The following is a 16,351-nucleotide window of genomic DNA, read 5'->3' on the forward strand; positions in this document are numbered from 1 at the left end:
CGAAAAGGCCGGGGTTTCCCCCGGCCTTTTGCATCATTCCTGCACGGTGACCTTGGTCATCACGTCCGGGGTTTCCGGCGGCTCGCCGCGCTGGATGGCGTCGACCACCTCCATGCCGGAAATCACCTTGCCGACAACGGTATATTGCCCGTTCAGGAAATCGCCCTGATCGAACATGATGAAGAACTGGCTGTTGGCGCTGTCGGGGCTGGCCGCGCGGGCCATGCCGACAACACCGCGGGCAAAGGCGAGGTCGGAGAACTCGGCCTTGAGGTCGAGCAGGTCCGACCCGCCAGTGCCGGCCATCGACAGATCGCCCCCGGTCTTGCCGTTCGACACATCGCCAGTCTGCGCCATGAAGCCGTCGATCACGCGGTGGAACACCACGCCGTCATAGGCGCCGGACTTGGCCAGCGCGACCATCTGGGCGACGTGGTTCGGGGCGACGTGATCGGCCATGTCGATCACGATCTGGCCGTTGGCTGCGCCCGCAACTTCGATCACGAGGTTGGGGCCGGGGCCGTCGACCACTTCTTCGGCCAAGGCGGGCGAGGCAGCAAAGGCGAGAGCGATCAGAGACTTACGCAACATCGGCGGCCACCCGGACAGTGATCATGCGATCGGGCGACATCGGCGGCTCGCCGCGGGTGATCTTGTCGACATGCTCCATCCCCGCAATCACCCGGCCGTAGACGGTATACTGGCGGTTCAGGAAATGGTTGTCGTTGAAGTTGATGAAGAACTGGCTGTTGGCCGAATTCGGGTTCTGCGAGCGCGCCGCGCCCAGCGTGCCGCGGTCATGCGGGATACCCGAGAATTCCGCCGGCAGATCGGGATATTGCGACCCGCCCGTGCCGGCGCGGCGCAGGTTGAAATCCTTTTCCATATTGCCGTTTTCCACGTCGCCGGTCTGGGCCATGAAGCCGTCGATCACCCGGTGGAAGGCGACGTTGTCATAGGCCTTGTCGCGGGCGAGCTGCTTCATCCGCTCGGCATGTTTGGGGGCGATGTCCTTCAGCAGCTCGATCACCACTTCGCCGTCTTTCAGCGTCAGGATGATGGTGTTTTCGGGGTCTTTGATCTCGGCCATCTGGGCGGTCTCCATTTTTCTGGCCGCGACCCTAATGTCGCGGGGCTGAAAGGGAAAGGGGTTGTGGTTGACGAAGCGGTGCAATGCGCGGAAAGAGGAAGGCAAAGCTTTGGAGGACCGCATGGGCTGGAACACGCTGGATGATGTGGCATTGGCAGGCAAGACCGTGCTGTGCCGGGTGGATATCAACGTGCCGATGGAGGCGGGCCGCGTGACCGACACCACGCGGATCGACAAGATCAAACCGACGGTCGAGGACATCATCGCGCGCGGCGGCAAGGTGGTGCTGCTGGCGCATTTCGACCGGCCGAAGGGCAAGGTGGTGCCGGAGATGAGCCTTGGTCAGGTGCATGCGGCGCTGACGGCCGCGCTTGGCCGCAGGGTGGTGTTCGGTGCCGATTGCATCGGGGCCACGGCCCGGGCGGCCATCGCGGCGGCGGGACAGGGCGATGTGGTGCTTTTGGAAAACACCCGCTTCCATGCCGGCGAGGAGAAGAATGATCCGGCCCTTGCGGCGGAACTTGCGGCTTTGGGCGATGTGTTCGTCAATGATGCCTTTTCGGCAGCGCACCGGGCGCATGCCTCGACCGAGGGCATCGCGCGGCTCTTGCCGAAGGCGGCGGGGCGGCTGATGGAGGCGGAACTGAAGGCGCTGGAGGCGGCGCTTGGCAATCCGGTGCGCCCGGTGGTGGCGGTGGTCGGCGGCGCCAAGGTGTCGACCAAGCTCGACCTTCTGGGCAATCTTGTCGGCAAGGTCGACCATCTGGTGATCGGCGGCGGCATGGCGAACACCTTCCTTGTGGCCCAAGGGGTCGAGGTCGGCAAATCGCTGGCCGAGCGCGACATGGCCGGCACCGCCCGCGAGATCCTTGCCAAGGCCAAGGCGGCGGGGTGCAGCATCCATCTGCCGGTCGACGTGGTGGTGGCGCGCGAGTTCAAGGCCGGGGCTGCGAATGAGACCGTGGCGGCGGGCGCCTGCCCGGCGGATGCGATGATTCTGGACGCCGGGCCGCAGACCGTGGCGGCGCTGACCGCCGTGTTCGAAAGCTGCCGCACCCTGATCTGGAACGGCCCCTTGGGCGCCTTTGAAATCGCGCCGTTCAACGCCGCGACCGATGCGGCGGCGCAGGTGGCCGCCAGCCTGACCAAAGCCGGCAAGCTGGTGTCGGTGGCGGGCGGCGGCGATACGGTGGCCGCGCTCAATCAGGCCGGGGCGGCGGCGGAGTTCACCTTCATCTCGACCGCCGGCGGGGCTTTCCTCGAATGGATGGAAGGCAAGGTGCTGCCGGGGGTTGCGGCGCTGAACGGCTGAGACGGGCGGCGCGCGAACAGTTTCTTCCAAGGGCAAGGATCTGTTCGCGCTATCAGATTTGCCAGCGGCGCCCTCAGGCGCTATTGGCCGGGAAATCATGCAAAAACGGGTGTTCGGATGATCAAGGCGCAGCAGACGGAACGGGTGGCAAAGGGCAACGGCTTTATCGCGGCGCTCGATCAATCGGGGGGGTCGACCCCCAAGGCGCTGCGGCTTTATGGCGTGCCGGAGACCGCCTATTCCGGCGAGGCCGAGATGTATGACATGATCCATGCCATGCGCTCGCGCATCATCAAATCGCCCGCCTTCACCGGCGACAAGGTGGTGGGCGCCATCCTGTTCGAGCAGACCATGGACCGGACGGTGGACGGCATTCCGACCGCCACCTACCTGTGGGACAAGCGCGGCGTCGTGCCGTTCCTGAAGATCGACAAGGGCCTGGAGGCCGAGGTTGACGGCTGCCAGGTGATGAAGCCGATGCCGACGCTGGACGCGCTGCTCGACAAGGCAGTGGCGGCGGGGATCTATGGCACCAAGGAGCGCTCGGTCATTTCGGCGGCCAATGCCAAGGGCATTCAGGCGGTGGTGGACCAGCAATTCGCCGTCGGCCGGCAGGTTCTGGCCAAGGGGCTGATGCCGATCATCGAGCCGGAAGTGACGATCTCGATCGCCGACAAGGTGGAGGCCGAGGCGCTGCTGCGCGACGCCCTGCTGAAAGCGCTGGACGCGCTGCCCGCGGGCGAGACGGTGATGCTGAAGCTGACGCTACCGACGGTGGTGAACTTCTATGCGCCGCTGGTCGATCACCCGAAGGTGCTGAAGGTGGTGGCGCTGTCGGGCGGCTATTCCCGCGACGAAGCCAATGCCATTCTGGCGCGGAACCGCGGCATCATCGCCTCGTTCAGCCGGGCGCTGACCGAGGGGCTTTCGGCCCAGCAATCGGACGCCGAGTTCGACGCGGCGCTTGGCGCGGCGATTTCCAGCATTCACGCGGCCTCGGTCGCCGGCTGAAAATTCAGGGAATTCCCTGCTTTAGGGGATTCACTTTGTGATTCGTCTATGGCATGCTTTGCCCTGTGACCACCCCCGGCCAATGAGGGGCGGCGCAAGAGGCAGAGCATGACGAACACCCCATCCCGCCTATCGCTCGGAGGCATCTTCTATATGGTGTTGGCCTTCACTTTGGGGGGCTACTTCACCTTTGCCGCCGTGCAGGGCGATTATGGGGTGTTCCGTCGTGTCCAGATCAACGCCGAGGCCGAGGCCCTGCGCGCCGAGCGCGACCGGCTGGCCGGAGAGCTTGCCGCCATGTCGAACCTGACGCACCGGCTGTCGGACACCTATCTGGACCTCGATCTGCTGGATCAGCAGGCGCGTGAAGTGCTGGGCTACATGCGCGCCGACGAGATCGTCATCCGGTAACAGGCCGGCCGGGCCTTGGGCCAAATTGCACGAAATGCATGGCTCTTATGCGCGGACCTTGGGTCCGCGTTTTTCATTTTGCGTTATTTCGCCGATGTTGTATGGATGGTTTAACGTTAAACCATTCTAATAGTGTCGGGAGGATACGCCGTGGCTGCGAGAAAAGCGCCGGAAAAGTCCAACGTCTCCAAGGACGATCTGCTGAAATACTACCGCGAGATGCTGCTGATCCGCCGATTCGAGGAAAAGGCCGGCCAGCTTTATGGCATGGGGCTGATCGGCGGGTTCTGCCACCTCTACATCGGACAAGAGGCGGTGGTCGTCGGGCTTGAGGCCTGCACCAAGGACGGCGACAAGCGGCTGACCAGCTACCGCGACCACGGCCATATGCTCGCCTGCGGCATGAATGCGAATGGCGTGATGGCAGAACTGACCGGGCGCGAGGGCGGCTACTCCAAGGGCAAGGGCGGGAGCATGCACATGTTCTCGAAGGAAAAGCATTTCTACGGCGGCCATGGCATCGTGGGCGCGCAGGTGCCGCTGGGGGCCGGTCTGGCGATGTCGGACTGGTACAGGGGCAATGACAATGTGACCTTTACCTATTTCGGCGATGGCGCAGCGAACCAGGGCCAGGTCTATGAAAGCTACAACATGGCCGAGCTGTGGAAGCTGCCGGTCATTTTTGTCATTGAAAACAACGGCTATGCCATGGGCACCTCGATGAAGCGGTCGACCAAATCGGTCAGCTTCTTCGGGCGCGGTGCGGCTTATGGCATTCAGGGCGAGCAGGTTGACGGCATGGACGTGCTGGCGGTGAAGGCGGCGGGCGAGAAGGCCGTGGCGCATTGCCGGGCCGGCAAGGGGCCGTACATTCTGGAGATGATGACCTACCGTTACCGCGGCCACTCGATGAGCGATCCGGCGAAATACCGGACCCGCGAGGAGGTGGAGAAGATCAAGCAGGAGAAGGACTGCATCGAGCATGTCCGCGACCTCCTGACCCAGGGCGGTCTGGCCAGCGAGGACGAGCTGAAGGCCATCGACAAGGATATCAAGGATATCGTCAACGCGAGCGCCGAGTTCGCCAAAGACAGCCCCGAGCCCGCGCTGAGCGAGCTTTGGACCGACATTTACGCCTGAGGGAGGACACCATGGCGACTGAAGTACTGATGCCCGCGCTGTCCCCCACGATGGAGGAAGGCACGCTGGCCAAATGGCTGGTGAAGGAAGGCGACACGGTGAAGTCCGGGCAGATCCTGGCCGAGATCGAGACCGACAAGGCGACGATGGAGTTCGAGGCGGTCGATGAAGGCACCGTCGGCAAGCTGCTGGTCGCCGAAGGCACGGCGGGCGTGAAGGTGAACACCCCGATTGCGGTGCTGGTCGAGGAAGGCGAAGCGGTTCCGACGGCTGCGGCTGCGGCCCCTGCCCCGGTTGTCGCTGCGGCGGCTCCGGTGGCGGCAGCCCCGGCTGCGGTTGCCGCGGCCCCGGTCGCCGTGGTGTCGAAGGCCAGCCCGGATTGGGCCGCCGGCACGCCGATGAAGACCATGACGGTGCGCGAGGCGCTGCGCGAGGCGATGGCCGAGGAAATGCGCGGCAACCCCAACGTGTTCCTGATGGGCGAGGAAGTGGGCGAATATCAGGGCGCCTACAAGATTTCGCAGGGGCTTCTGGACGAGTTCGGGCCGAAGCGGGTGATCGACACCCCGATCACCGAAATCGGCTTTACCGGCCTTGCGGTGGGTGCGGCCTGGGGCGGGCTGAACCCGATTGTCGAGTTCATGACCTTCAACTTCGCCATGCAGGCGATCGACCACATCATCAACTCGGCCGCCAAGACCAATTACATGTCGGGCGGTCAGGTGCCCTGCCCCATCGTGTTCCGCGGGGCGAACGGGGCGGCGGCCCGCGTGGCGGCCCAGCATTCTCAGGACTATGCGGCGTGGTATGCCGCCATTCCGGGCCTGCGGGTGGTGATGCCCTATTCGGCCTCGGATGCGAAGGGGCTGTTGAAACAGGCGATCCGCGATCCGAACCCGGTGGTGTTCCTTGAGAATGAAATTCTCTACGGGCAAAGCTTCGAAGTGCCGGACCTGCCCGATTTCACCATTCCCTTCGGCAAGGCGCGGATCTGGCGCGAGGGCAGCGATGTGACCATCGTCTCCTTCGGCATCGGCATGCGCTATGCGCTGGAAGCCGCTGATCTTCTCGCGAAGGACGGGATTTCGGCCGAGGTGATCGACCTGCGCACCCTGCGTCCGATTGATTACGACACCGTGCTGGCGAGCGTGCAGAAGACCAATCGCTGCGTGACGGTGGAAGAGGGCTTCCCGGTCGGCTCGATCGGCGACCATCTGGCCTCGACCATCATGCAGCGGGCGTTTGATTACCTTGACGCTCCGGTGGTGACCTGCACCGGCAAGGATGTGCCGATGCCCTATGCCGCGAACCTTGAAAAGCTCGCGCTGGTGACGACGGCCGAAGTTGTCGCCGCCGTCAAATCCGTTTGCTACCGGTAAGGGAGGGGAAAATGGCTGTGGAAATCCTGATGCCCGCGCTGTCTCCGACCATGGAGGAGGGCACGCTGGCCAAATGGCTGGTGAAAGAGGGCGATACGGTGAAGTCCGGGCAGGTGATTGCCGAGATCGAGACCGACAAGGCGACGATGGAGTTCGAGGCGGTCGATGAAGGCACCGTGGCGAAGATCCTGATCGCCGAGGGAACCGCCGGGGTGAAGGTGAACACGGCGATTGCCGTGATCGTCGAAGAGGGGGAAACCCTGTCGGATGCGCCCAAGGCGGCGCCGGCAGCGGCCCCCGCAGCGGCAGCCCCCGCCGCTGCTCCGGTTGCAGCCCCGTCTGCTGCTCCGGTTGCCGTCCCGGCCGCGCCGGTCGCCTCCGGCGCGCGGGTGTTTGCCTCGCCGCTGGCCCGTCGGATTGCCAAGGACAAGGGTCTGGACCTGGCCAGGGTGACCGGCTCCGGCCCGCATGGCCGCATCGTGCGCGCCGATGTCGAGGGGGCAAGCCCCGTCGCGGCGGCAGCCCCTGCGGCGGCGGCTCCGGCCGCGGCGCCTGCCCCGGTCAAGGCAGCACTGCCCACGGGCATGGCGGCGGAAACCGTGCTGAAGATGTATGCCGACCGCGAGTTTGTGGAAATGCCGCTCGATGGCATGCGCCGCACCATCGCGGCGCGGCTGACCGAGGCCAAGCAGACCATCCCGCATTTCTACCTGCGCCGCGAGGTGCGGCTGGATGCGCTGATGGCCTTCCGCGAGCAGCTCAACAAAGGGCTGGAATCGCGCGGCGTGAAGCTGTCGGTCAATGACTTCATCATCAAGGCCTGTGCGATTGCGCTGCAGGCGGTGCCGGATGCCAATGCCGTCTGGGCCGGCGACCGGATCCTGAAGCTGAAGCCGTCGGATGTGGCGGTGGCGGTGGCAGTGGAGGGGGGCCTCTTCACCCCGGTGCTGCGCGATGCTGACAAGAAGACCATGTCGGCGCTGTCGGCCGAGATGAAGGATCTGGCCACTCGCGCCAAGACCAAGAAACTGGCGCCGCATGAATATCAGGGCGGCTCTTTCGCGATCTCGAACCTTGGCATGATGGGGATCGAGAACTTCGATGCGGTCATCAACCCGCCGCATGGCGCGATTCTGGCGGTGGGCGCGGGGGTGAAAAAGCCGGTGGTGCTCAAGGATGGAGCATTGGGCGTGGCGACGGTGATGTCGATGACGCTGTCAGTCGATCACCGGGTGATCGACGGGGCGCTTGGGGCGGAGTTCCTCAAGGTCGTGGTCGACAGTCTGGAAAACCCGATCTCGATGCTGGCCTGAGGCCAGAAAAAGAAAAGGCCCCGAGGTTTCCCTCGGGGCCTTTTCAATTCAAATGCTTGCGTTTCAGCAGTCGCAGTCTTTCAACCGCTGGTCCATGGTCACGGCCGGTTGGTCACAGCCGGCATCGCCAACGATCCGCGCCGGAACCCCGGCGACGGTCTTGCAGGCCGGCACGTCCATCAAGACCACCGACCCCGCGGCGATCCGGCTGTTGGCGCCAATGGTGATGTTTCCCAAAACCTTGGCCCCGGCCCCGATCAGCACGCCATTGCCGATCTTCGGGTGGCGGTCGCCATCTTCCTTGCCGGTGCCGCCCAGCGTCACCGAATGCAGCATCGAGACATTGTCGCCCACGACCGCCGTTTCCCCGATCACGATGGAATGGGCGTGGTCGATCATGATGCCCCGACCGATGCGGGCAGCGGGGTGGATGTCAGCGCCAAAGACCTCGGATACCCGCATCTGCACGAAATAGGCCATGTCGCGACGGCCTTGCTGCCAGAGCCAGTGCCCGATGCGATAGGCCTGAACCGCCTGAAAGCCCTTGAAGAACAACAGGGGCTGGATGAAGCGGTGGCAGGCCGGGTCACGGTCATAGACCGCCATGATGTCGGCCCGCGCCGCCTGACCCAACTCGGCCTCGGCGGCATAGGCCTCATCGGCGATCTCGCGCAGGATCTGCTCGCTCATCTCGCCGGAGGCAAGTTTCAGCGAAAAGCGATAGGCCAGGGCCCGCTCCAGCGTCGGATGGTGCAGCACGCTGGAATGCACCAGACCGCCAAGCAGGGGCTCGGCTGTGACCATTTCGAAGGCCTCGTCGCGGACCCGCGACCAGACAGGATCGACTGAAGAAAGTTTTGCCTTGGTTTCCGCCATGACCGTCGCGCCTCATGTTTCGCCGCCATCCTAACATAGGGCAGACCAGAGGGACAGACCATGCCCGCGCGCGAGATTTCCGGCACGAAACCGGGCGACCGCATCCGCCATGACGGCCAATGAGGCATAGCACAACGGCCTTGCGCTGTGGGTTTCGGTCAAGGCCCGGGCCATCAGACTGCCGTTGCCCCAGCCCGGATGCGGTCGCCCGAAGCGGCGCATGTAGTGATGCGCGGCATGGGCCTCATGGATCATCCGGTCGGCGAGGTTCCGGCGCAAGGCCGGCGGCACATCGGCAAGCCGCCCTGCCCCAGCCAGCAGATCGTCCAGCATGCAGCGCCGCATGGGCTAGCCCAGCGCCAGTTCCGCCGAAGGCCCCGCACCAAAGCTGGCGGAAAGCTGCGCGACCTCGATCCGGGTGGTCGGCCCCGCCCCGTCCGCGCCCTGCATTGCCGCGGTGTAGGTCCAGGATGGCTGACTCGTGGTGACCTCCCGCAAGAGTGCAGCGCCATTCCTGATCTGCACACGGTAGCTTTCGGTTTCCTCTCCCAAGGGCACTTCAAGCGATTGCCAGCTGTCCCCGTCCATCCGCGTCCGGCGAATCCAGCGGATCGCGACATCTGCTCCTGACGTGCCGGTCTTGCGCGGGTGACAGACCGAATAGGGCCTGAGGCCGATGCCCGAAAAGGCTTCGCTTCGCGCAACCACGCCGGGCGCGTCATAGCCGCGCGTGGCATCGCCGATCCGATAATTCCGCGACAAGCCGCGCGCCGATTGCGGCAGGCTGATCTGCTTCAGGGCGGTATCCAGCACGACGACCAGACTGCCAGCCGGCCAGAGATCGGGCATCACGCCATCCGTACCCATCTGACCACGCAGACGGGTCGTGACCTCGTAGGTCGACGGGGCGACCAAGGCCGCATCGCGGAACTGGATGATTTCCCAAGTGTCCGAACTGCCATCGCCAATGGCAATCGCATTCGCCCCGGCCAGCACCGCCATCTCTTCGGCCGAAGACAGGTTGCCGCTGCCCAGTCGCAGGCGAAGCGCCGGACCACGCTCCCAGCGCGAAGACGCTCCGCGTGGCAGGTCGGTTTCTGTGACGCCGATGAAGGCGGGGCGCTCGACCACGGTGTTGACGGCAAATCCCGCCTCGGTTGCCGAGGACCAGATGGCCATCTGGCCCGGCCATGGTGCGGCCGCAATGGCAACATGGGGAACATGCGGCTTTTCCGATCCGGTCAGCAAGGGCAGATCCAGAAAGACCGGGAAAGGCGGGGTCGGCGGTTGATAGGGTTTCCAGACGGTCGCCTCCGGGTCAATGCGCGGGTCACGGTAAACCGCCGGGTCAATGCGGACCGCCTCAAGCGCCAGAGCCGAAGTCAGTTCGCAGCGGTCGATGCGATAGCGCTTGCCGTCGAGTTCCACCACCGACCCCGCACCGACGGCACGCATCGAGGGCGGCAGGCTGAACCGCAGCGTGTCCCGCGCCAGGCGCGATTCCACAAGCCAGCGCTCTGCCATGCTCGCCGCCTCGCCATTGGTCAGGGCCAACGGCAGATCGGTCTGCGCCACCACCTCGCCCACCGCGTCCGGCAGGCTGGCGGCCACGGCGCGCACTGCAAAGTCGCTTTCGGCTTCCAGATAGATCAGCCGCAGGTGATCCTGCATCTCGGCCTCGCCCAGACGGCCCAATTCGGCGGCCTCCGCGCCACCGCCCTCGGCAAATCCCGCCGGATCCAGGGCAACCGCGCCCAGGCCCGTGCGGCGCAGGAACGACAGGATACCCTCGCGCTCCACCGCATCAACCGAAGCCGCCTGCAGGACCGGCTGCAAGAGCGCACGGGCCGAGGTGACTTCGCTCAGCCCATAGCCACGCACCACGCCCAGCGCCTGATCGGTATCTGCATCCGGCAGGCCGGATCTCTCGCAGACCTCGGCGATCACCGCCGCCAGCGACTGGTTGGCCGAGCGCCCGTTCAGCCAATGACCGGTCTCGAAGTTCGCCCCGTCATCCCAGAGCGGTTGGTTCACCGGAAACACCGGGAAAGGCCGCGCGTCCCAGGCCCAGGCCAGGGACCGATCGAAATCGAGCATCGGAGCGGAATAGACCAGCGATGTCGGATTGTTGGCCGGCTCGCGCCAGAACCGCGCCATGGCCGTATGATAGGCCATCTGCATCAGATCATCGCGCTGCCCGGTCGAGTGGCTTGGCAAGGCAGATTCCGAGGATTTCGGATCCAGAAACTTGTTCGGCTGGTTGCTGCCCTTGTCGATGGCGGCGCATCCGTATTCGGTGAAACGGAAGGGCTTGGACTGCGGCACCCAGGCAGTCGGCAGCGCCTGCCGCACACCACCGATGCGGGGGTGGTGCTGGCAGGTCCACCAGTTGCGCAGATCCTTGTAACGATAGACCCAAGGCTCGCCATATGCCCCGTCGGTGATCGCCGTGCGGGTCTGCGTGGCCGCATCGGCCTCGCTGGCATAATACCAGTCAAACCCCTCGCCACCGGCGATATTTGCCTGCAGATAAGCCGGGTCATGCAGAGTCTTCCAGCCGCTGTCCGCATGCGTCTCGCCCTCGCGCCAATCCGACAGGGGCATGTAATTGTCGATGCCGATGAAGTCGATGTTTGCGTCGGCCCACAGCGGATCAAGGTGGAAATACACATTGTCATCGGTGTGATAGCCGAAATACTCCGACCAGTCCGCCGCATAGCTCAGCTTGCAGCCCGGCCCCAGAATGGCGCGCACATCGGCCGCCAGCGCGATCAACGCCGCCACAGCCGGAAAGCTGTCGCCCTCCCCGCGAACCTGCGTCAGACCGCGTAGTTCCGAGCCGATGCAAAAGGCCTCCACCCCACCGGCTGCAGCACACAGATGGGCGTTGTGCAGGACAAAGCGGCGATAGCTCCACTCTGCCGGGCCAGCATAGCTGACGGTGGTGCCGGAAACCGAGAAATGCGCCCCTTGCGCCGTACCGAAAAACGCCGCCACTTCCGTCTCTGCCAGCTCCGTGCGGTCCGGCGTCCCCGCTCGTCCCGGCGCGATGGAGGTGGTGATCCGCCCGCGCCACGGCAGTTTCGGTTGATCCGCACTCTCGGTCCAAGGGTCTTGAAGCCTGTTGGCCTCAAGCTGATCCATCAGGATGAACGGGTAAAAGGTCACCGCCTTGCCGGCCGCCGTCAGAGCCTGAATGGCCTCGATCACCGCCTGATCGGCCGGCGTGCCGCCATAGATGGACCGCCCGCCGACCTGCGGCACAACCTCCGCCGCCGCGCGGCTGATCCCCCCCGAGCGCCAGGACATGCCGACGCCCTCCAGGGTCTTTTGCTCCACCTTGGGGCGGATGGTGCATTGCCCGCAGCGCAGGTCGTCGCCGAACCACGACACCACCAGCGACACGGCCCCCACCCCCGGCATCTCATCGCCCAGCTGCTCCAGCGACAACGCGAAATCGGTCTGGTCGGTCGGCATGTTCATATTGGCCGTGCGGTTGACGCCGGGCGACTCTGCGTAATGCACCGGGGTTGTTGCCAGTGCATATTCCCCGGTGCCAGGGATCATGCAGACCCCGGAAATGGTCGCAGCCAGGTCCTCCACGACCGGACGCGCCGCGGGATCTGCCCCACGGACCACTTCAAAGCTGAACTGCGGCACCCGGTTGCCAAAGGCGGCAAGGTCCAGATCCTCGATCACCACATAGGCAATGCCACGGTAGGCGGGCGCCTTGCCCGCCCCTTCCACCGCCTCGATCTTGGGATCGGGCAACTGCGCCTCACCGCCCTTGTAGATCCGCATGTTCAAGGTGTTGGTGGAGATTTCGTTGCCATCGGCCCAGATCCGGCCCACCCGGCGAATCTCGCCCTCGCACAGCGCAATCGCCAGGCTGACCGAATAGCTGAACTGCGAGGTCTTCGCCCCGCCCGTACCCTTGCCCCCCCCGCTTTCCGTCACCGTCTCCCTGAAGCGTGTCGCCCAGATCACCTGCCCTGCCAGCCGCACCCGCCCCCAGACGCGGGTTACCGGCGTGCCCTCGCTGGCGCCGGTCAGGCGAAAGCGCTCGACCCTGCCGACCTCGACGGCATCCGAGCCGGCGCCAAGGATCTTCTGGTCGATCGCCCGCCCCAGCGTTGCGCCCACCGCCCGGCCAATGACCGCCCCGGACAGACCCAGCACCGTGCCGCCAAAGCCCGAGCCGATGGCCGCGCCCGCAGCCGACAGAAGGATGGTTGCCATGGGTCATATCCCTTTCAAGGAAAACGGAAAATCGCGGCGATCTTGCGCCGCCAGGGGGCCGAGAGCGGCGACAGCACGACGCCGTGGCCGCAATAGGCATGAATGAACGCCGCCGCCTCGCCGGTGCGGGCCAGAATCCCCAGGTGCTTTGCCACGGCGCCGGGCCGCATGCGGAACAACAGCACATCGCCCGGTTGTTCCTGTCCGGCGGCAACCGGGATCAGGAACTGCCGCGCAGCATCCAGCAACTCTTCCCGGCCCTGTGGCTCGGACCAGTCGGCGGTATAGGCGGGAATGCCAGTCGGCTCGGCACCATGAACCTCGCGCCACACGCCACGGAGCAGGCCCAGACAATCGGTGCCGGCCCCCTTGCAGCTGGCCTGATGCCGATAGGGCGTGCCAAGCCAGCCCTCCGCCCGTGCCAGAACTTCTGCACCCCGACTCATCCCTGCAGGCTCCCGCCATCATTCAGCGTGGTGCTGGCGGGATAGGCGGTCAGCCAATCCTCGCCCGGCACATGCGGAAACCCCCGGAAGTTTGCAAAGTTGCCGAACTTGTCCCGGCAGGTCGCCGCACGCCGGTCGCAGCCCGCCTGCAAGCGGATGCTGTCGCCCACGGCCAGCGTCGCCCCGGTGCCATGCCACAGGTCCAGGACCCTGCCGCTCCCGGTCAGCCTGTCACCCTTGATCATCACCGCCATCCCGGCCGAGGACCCGGACAACACCTCGATCTGGCCCCGCTCGAACCAGCGGTCCGCATAAGACGTGCCGCTCTCGATCCGCAGCCGGCCCAGCACGTCGATTTCCGCAATCTCCGCCGCATGGCGATAAGCCGCGCTTGCCAGATTGATCCCGCAGCGCCCGTCACCCAGAACTGCACCGCACCCGGCCTGATAGACCCGGCCCTGCACCTGATTGAGCCGCTCCGTCAGCCCGCGCAACTCCACCCGGAAGGCGCCCGCCTTGCGCGTCACCTCGCCGAAATTGCCGCGGAATTCGACCATGCGCTGGGTGACATCAGCCCAGTTGACCAGCCAGCTCTGCACCTCGGCCCCGTCGAACCGCCCCTCGGCCAGATCTGCCTCCGACACCGACGCATCCGAAAGCGCGCCCACAGCCTCGGAGTTGTCCACCGACAGCCCTGTCGTCTGCTGCAAGGCCCCCGCCGAGAGCCCGGTCGAGGCCCGGAACACATGGCCGTCAAACGACAGGTCGCCGTCATGATCGGTGAATCCGAGGCGTTCCCCATCGGTCCGCGTCACCAGCCAGCAGTGACAGACCGAGGTCACGCCCCCGGCCAGGTGCTGCAGCAACTCATCGCGCGCCGTCATGTGCGCACCTCGATCACCGGCACATCCGGCACTTCGCCCGCGTTGTAGGACGCAAGCGAGACCGCGATCCGGTCGGTATCGAACCGCACCGGCACGTCGAATTCGAACCCCGCCGTCACCAGCGCGCCAATGTCGGGCGGGGTGACGAAGCTGACGATCCCCGTCGCCGCATCCACCGCAAAATCCACGCCTTCGACCTTCGGATCATCGGCAATCGCCACCGTCACCGTGCCGAACACCGGCTTCACCACCGGCCGCCAATAGTCCTGCACGCCAGAGCGATAGCGCTTTTGCAGCTGAAACGCGGTATTCACCCCGTCGCCAAAGCCCAGGCGTTGATCGGTCGGCGCCGTCGGCTGCGACGGGATCGAAGATTTCCAGTCCGCCCAATCCTTCCAGCGAAACGCATGCAAGGGGCCCCGCCGCGCCTCGAAGAACGCGATCAACGTCTCCAGATCATCCAGCGACCGCAACCCCATGCCCGCATCATAACGCCGGCGGGAATGCTCCCAGGGTGTGTTGCGCTCCTCATGGCCATTGGCCAGCGTGACGATCTCGGTGCGCCGCTCCGGTCCGCCCAGCGCACCAAAGGACAGGTTCGCCGGAAACCTGATGTCGTGAAATGCCATGCTCCCGCTCCCTCAGCGATTTTTCTGCCCGCGCGCCAGCATCCGCTGCGCCTGGGCCGCGATCTGGCTCTGGCTGCGCTGGAACCCCTGCACATCCGGGGTGGAGATGTTCATCACCACCGTCACCAGCCTTGCGCCGCCACTGGCCTGTACTCCAAGCCGGCCATCCGCGCCGCGGCTCAGCGGCATGATCGCCTCTGGCCCCGCCTCGCCCATCAACCCCGTCGCGCCGCGCATCGGAAAGGTCGTGGCCTGCGCCACCACGCCACCCCTGGCAAAGGGCATCACCCGGCCCTGCACGAAACTGCCACCCTTCTCGAACGGCATCACGCCGCCCAGAAGCCCGCTCAACCCCTGCGCCAGAACGCCGCCGATGGCGTTCTGCACCGGCTTCATCGCCACGCCATAGACCGTGTCGGCCATAGTGCGGGCCACGCCGCGCAGCGCGTCCGACAGTTTCATGCCGTCAAACACCAGCCCGTCGAAGGCCCGTCGAAGGCCGCCACCGATCCCGCTCGACAGGCTGTTCACCTCGCGCCCGGTGTAGACCAGGCTTTCCCGCATCCGCGAAAGCTCGCCGTCAAAGGCCGCCACCATCCCGGCACTGCCCGCAAGCGTTGCCTCGAGGGCCGCGATCTGGTCCTGCATGTCTTCAATCTCTGCCATGATCCTTGCCCTTTCCCTGATCCGGATAAGCCGCCCGCAGCTCGTCCAGCCTGGCCCGGGTCAAAGGTGGCGCCGCCGCCTCCGCCCCAAGCATGATCCGCAACTCCACCGGGCTCAGGCGCCAGAACTGCTCTGGCGTCAGCCGCAACTGGCCAAGCCCCGCCCGCATCAGGCCCGGCCAGTCGATGCCCTTCATCCCTCCCCCGGCAGCGCAAAGGCCCGCGCCAGCAGTTCCGCCGCCACCCGCGCCGCCTCCACCAACCCGCCGCCGATCTCCACCGTCCGCAGGTCAGATGCCGTTCCCTGCCACCCCCCGCCGCGCAAACCGGCCACCAGCAGCGCCAGCACGTCGCGCGTGGTGAATCGCCGGGCCTCAAACCGCTCGACCAGATCCATCAGCGAACCCGCCTCCAGCGCCACCTCCAGCTCGGCCAGCGCGCCAAGCGTCAACTTGGCCGTGTGGCACTGGCCATCCAGCCAGATCGCCACTTCGCCCGCATAGGGGTTTGCCATCGCCCCCCCCCTTACAGCGCCACGAAGGTCAAGGCGCCGGCCGAGGCCATGGCGATCTCATAGGTCGCCTCGCCATTGTGGCTGCCCGCATATTCGATCGAGGTGATCTGGAACGGCCCTTCAATGGTGCCGAAATCCGGCACGATCACCTGAAAATCGGGCATGCCGGCATCAAAGAAGATCTGCCGGGCGCGCGCGTCCGTCGCCGCATCGCGGAACACACCCGACCCCGAGATCGACGCCGATTTCACCCCCGCCCCCGCCAGAAGCTCGCGCCAGCCGCCAGTGCTTTCCAGACTGGTGACATCGACCTGTTCTGCATTCAGGCTGAGCCGCTGCGCCCGCAGCCCCGCCAGCGTCTCGAAAGAGCCGTCGCCAATCATGTCGACCTTGATCAACAGATCCTTGCCGTTCTGAACTGCCATCCTTCATCTCCTTGAAT

18 protein-coding genes are annotated in these 16,351 nt (G+C 65.5%); 6 read left to right on the forward strand and 12 right to left on the reverse strand.

From position 1 onward, the window contains the following. Positions 1-33: 33 nt before the first annotated feature. Positions 34-591, reverse strand: a complete 558-nt coding sequence (locus tag G4Z14_RS03150) for a peptidylprolyl isomerase (protein ID WP_407703782.1) — start codon at positions 589-591, stop codon at positions 34-36. After that, complete coding sequence (locus G4Z14_RS03155) at positions 581-1,090, reverse strand: peptidylprolyl isomerase (RefSeq protein WP_164623283.1); 510 nt, start codon at positions 1,088-1,090, stop codon at positions 581-583. The genes G4Z14_RS03150 and G4Z14_RS03155 overlap by 11 nt, the downstream gene beginning before the upstream one ends. 121 nt (positions 1,091-1,211) lie before the next feature. Between G4Z14_RS03155 and G4Z14_RS03160 the strand changes: the two genes are divergently transcribed. From G4Z14_RS03160 to G4Z14_RS03185, 6 genes are all read left to right on the forward strand, one after another. Then, complete coding sequence (locus G4Z14_RS03160) at positions 1,212-2,402, forward strand: phosphoglycerate kinase (protein WP_164623284.1); 1,191 nt, start codon at positions 1,212-1,214, stop codon at positions 2,400-2,402. A gap of 117 nt (positions 2,403-2,519) precedes the next feature. Next, positions 2,520-3,413: a fructose bisphosphate aldolase gene (locus G4Z14_RS03165; protein WP_164623285.1), complete on the forward strand. Its 894-nt coding sequence runs from the start codon at positions 2,520-2,522 to the stop codon at positions 3,411-3,413. Positions 3,414-3,521: 108 nt separating this feature from the next. Further along, entirely contained in the window at positions 3,522-3,824 is a 303-nt protein-coding gene (locus G4Z14_RS03170) for an FtsB family cell division protein (RefSeq protein WP_164623286.1), read from the forward strand. Between the two features lie 150 nt (positions 3,825-3,974). After that, a complete protein-coding gene (pdhA, locus tag G4Z14_RS03175; RefSeq protein ID WP_164623287.1) occupies positions 3,975-4,964 on the forward strand; it encodes a pyruvate dehydrogenase (acetyl-transferring) E1 component subunit alpha in 990 nt (329 codons plus the stop codon). 11 nt (positions 4,965-4,975) lie between these two features. After that, on the forward strand, positions 4,976-6,343 hold the full coding sequence (locus G4Z14_RS03180) for a pyruvate dehydrogenase complex E1 component subunit beta (RefSeq protein WP_164623288.1): 1,368 nt from the start codon (positions 4,976-4,978) through the stop codon (positions 6,341-6,343). 11 nt (positions 6,344-6,354) lie between these two features. Further along, on the forward strand, positions 6,355-7,656 hold the full coding sequence (locus G4Z14_RS03185) for a pyruvate dehydrogenase complex dihydrolipoamide acetyltransferase (protein WP_164623289.1): 1,302 nt from the start codon (positions 6,355-6,357) through the stop codon (positions 7,654-7,656). Between the two features lie 63 nt (positions 7,657-7,719). Here G4Z14_RS03185 and cysE read toward each other — a convergent pair whose 3' ends face one another. Genes cysE through G4Z14_RS03235 form a run of 10 tightly spaced genes read right to left on the reverse strand, consistent with a single transcriptional unit; the run spans position 7,720 to position 16,334 of the window. Further along, positions 7,720-8,532: a serine O-acetyltransferase gene (gene cysE / locus G4Z14_RS03190; RefSeq protein WP_164623290.1), complete on the reverse strand. Its 813-nt coding sequence runs from the start codon at positions 8,530-8,532 to the stop codon at positions 7,720-7,722. Between the two features lie 30 nt (positions 8,533-8,562). Continuing rightward, on the reverse strand, positions 8,563-8,877 hold the full coding sequence (locus tag G4Z14_RS03195) for a DUF7742 family protein (protein ID WP_164623291.1): 315 nt from the start codon (positions 8,875-8,877) through the stop codon (positions 8,563-8,565). A gap of 3 nt (positions 8,878-8,880) precedes the next feature. Further along, a complete protein-coding gene (locus G4Z14_RS03200) occupies positions 8,881-12,771 on the reverse strand; it encodes a baseplate multidomain protein megatron (RefSeq protein WP_164623292.1) in 3,891 nt (1,296 codons plus the stop codon). A gap of 14 nt (positions 12,772-12,785) precedes the next feature. Then, complete coding sequence (locus tag G4Z14_RS03205) at positions 12,786-13,217, reverse strand: NlpC/P60 family protein (protein ID WP_164623293.1); 432 nt, start codon at positions 13,215-13,217, stop codon at positions 12,786-12,788. Further along, entirely contained in the window at positions 13,214-14,101 is an 888-nt protein-coding gene (locus G4Z14_RS03210) for a DUF2163 domain-containing protein (protein WP_164623294.1), read from the reverse strand. Before G4Z14_RS03210 ends, G4Z14_RS03205 begins: the two co-directional genes overlap by 4 nt. Further along, positions 14,098-14,730, reverse strand: coding sequence for a DUF2460 domain-containing protein (locus G4Z14_RS03215; protein WP_164623295.1), 633 nt, complete (start codon positions 14,728-14,730; stop codon positions 14,098-14,100). Before G4Z14_RS03215 ends, G4Z14_RS03210 begins: the two co-directional genes overlap by 4 nt. A gap of 12 nt (positions 14,731-14,742) precedes the next feature. Next, positions 14,743-15,396, reverse strand: a complete 654-nt coding sequence (locus G4Z14_RS03220) for a phage tail tape measure protein (protein ID WP_164623296.1) — start codon at positions 15,394-15,396, stop codon at positions 14,743-14,745. After that, positions 15,383-15,592 carry a rcc01693 family protein gene (locus G4Z14_RS03225; RefSeq protein ID WP_164623297.1) on the reverse strand — a complete coding sequence of 70 codons (210 nt, stop codon included), beginning with the start codon at positions 15,590-15,592 and terminating at the stop codon, positions 15,383-15,385. Before G4Z14_RS03225 ends, G4Z14_RS03220 begins: the two co-directional genes overlap by 14 nt. Then, on the reverse strand, positions 15,589-15,909 hold the full coding sequence (locus G4Z14_RS03230) for a gene transfer agent family protein (protein WP_164623298.1): 321 nt from the start codon (positions 15,907-15,909) through the stop codon (positions 15,589-15,591). Before G4Z14_RS03230 ends, G4Z14_RS03225 begins: the two co-directional genes overlap by 4 nt. An 11-nt stretch (positions 15,910-15,920) precedes the next feature. Beyond that, positions 15,921-16,334, reverse strand: coding sequence for a phage major tail protein, TP901-1 family (locus G4Z14_RS03235; protein WP_164623299.1), 414 nt, complete (start codon positions 16,332-16,334; stop codon positions 15,921-15,923). Between the last annotated feature and the right edge of the window lie 17 nt (positions 16,335-16,351).

This window comes from Tabrizicola oligotrophica (genome assembly GCF_011008935.1).
Lineage (GTDB): Bacteria > Pseudomonadota > Alphaproteobacteria > Rhodobacterales > Rhodobacteraceae > Tabrizicola_A > Tabrizicola_A oligotrophica.

Bases quoted from the DNA above. Each gene is read 5' to 3' on its own strand.
- G4Z14_RS03195 (WP_164623291.1), bottom strand. From the start codon at position 8,877: ATGCGGCGCTGCATGCTGGACGATCTGCTGGCTGGGGCAGGGCGGCTT.
- G4Z14_RS03235 (WP_164623299.1), bottom strand. From the start codon at position 16,334: ATGGCAGTTCAGAACGGCAAGGATCTGTTGATCAAGGTCGACATGATT.
- G4Z14_RS03160 (WP_164623284.1), top strand. From the start codon at position 1,212: ATGGGCTGGAACACGCTGGATGATGTGGCATTGGCAGGCAAGACCGTG.
- G4Z14_RS03170 (WP_164623286.1), top strand. From the start codon at position 3,522: ATGACGAACACCCCATCCCGCCTATCGCTCGGAGGCATCTTCTATATG.
- G4Z14_RS03230 (WP_164623298.1), bottom strand. From the start codon at position 15,909: ATGGCAAACCCCTATGCGGGCGAAGTGGCGATCTGGCTGGATGGCCAG.
- G4Z14_RS03220 (WP_164623296.1), bottom strand. From the start codon at position 15,396: ATGGCAGAGATTGAAGACATGCAGGACCAGATCGCGGCCCTCGAGGCA.
- G4Z14_RS03200 (WP_164623292.1), bottom strand. From the start codon at position 12,771: ATGGCAACCATCCTTCTGTCGGCTGCGGGCGCGGCCATCGGCTCGGGC.
- G4Z14_RS03180 (WP_164623288.1), top strand. From the start codon at position 4,976: ATGGCGACTGAAGTACTGATGCCCGCGCTGTCCCCCACGATGGAGGAA.
- cysE (WP_164623290.1), bottom strand. From the start codon at position 8,532: ATGGCGGAAACCAAGGCAAAACTTTCTTCAGTCGATCCTGTCTGGTCG.
- G4Z14_RS03215 (WP_164623295.1), bottom strand. From the start codon at position 14,730: ATGGCATTTCACGACATCAGGTTTCCGGCGAACCTGTCCTTTGGTGCG.
- G4Z14_RS03165 (WP_164623285.1), top strand. From the start codon at position 2,520: ATGATCAAGGCGCAGCAGACGGAACGGGTGGCAAAGGGCAACGGCTTT.
- G4Z14_RS03210 (WP_164623294.1), bottom strand. From the start codon at position 14,101: ATGACGGCGCGCGATGAGTTGCTGCAGCACCTGGCCGGGGGCGTGACC.
- G4Z14_RS03185 (WP_164623289.1), top strand. From the start codon at position 6,355: ATGGCTGTGGAAATCCTGATGCCCGCGCTGTCTCCGACCATGGAGGAG.
- G4Z14_RS03205 (WP_164623293.1), bottom strand. From the start codon at position 13,217: ATGAGTCGGGGTGCAGAAGTTCTGGCACGGGCGGAGGGCTGGCTTGGC.
- G4Z14_RS03225 (WP_164623297.1), bottom strand. From the start codon at position 15,592: ATGAAGGGCATCGACTGGCCGGGCCTGATGCGGGCGGGGCTTGGCCAG.
- G4Z14_RS03150 (WP_407703782.1), bottom strand. From the start codon at position 591: ATGTTGCGTAAGTCTCTGATCGCTCTCGCCTTTGCTGCCTCGCCCGCC.
- G4Z14_RS03155 (WP_164623283.1), bottom strand. From the start codon at position 1,090: ATGGCCGAGATCAAAGACCCCGAAAACACCATCATCCTGACGCTGAAA.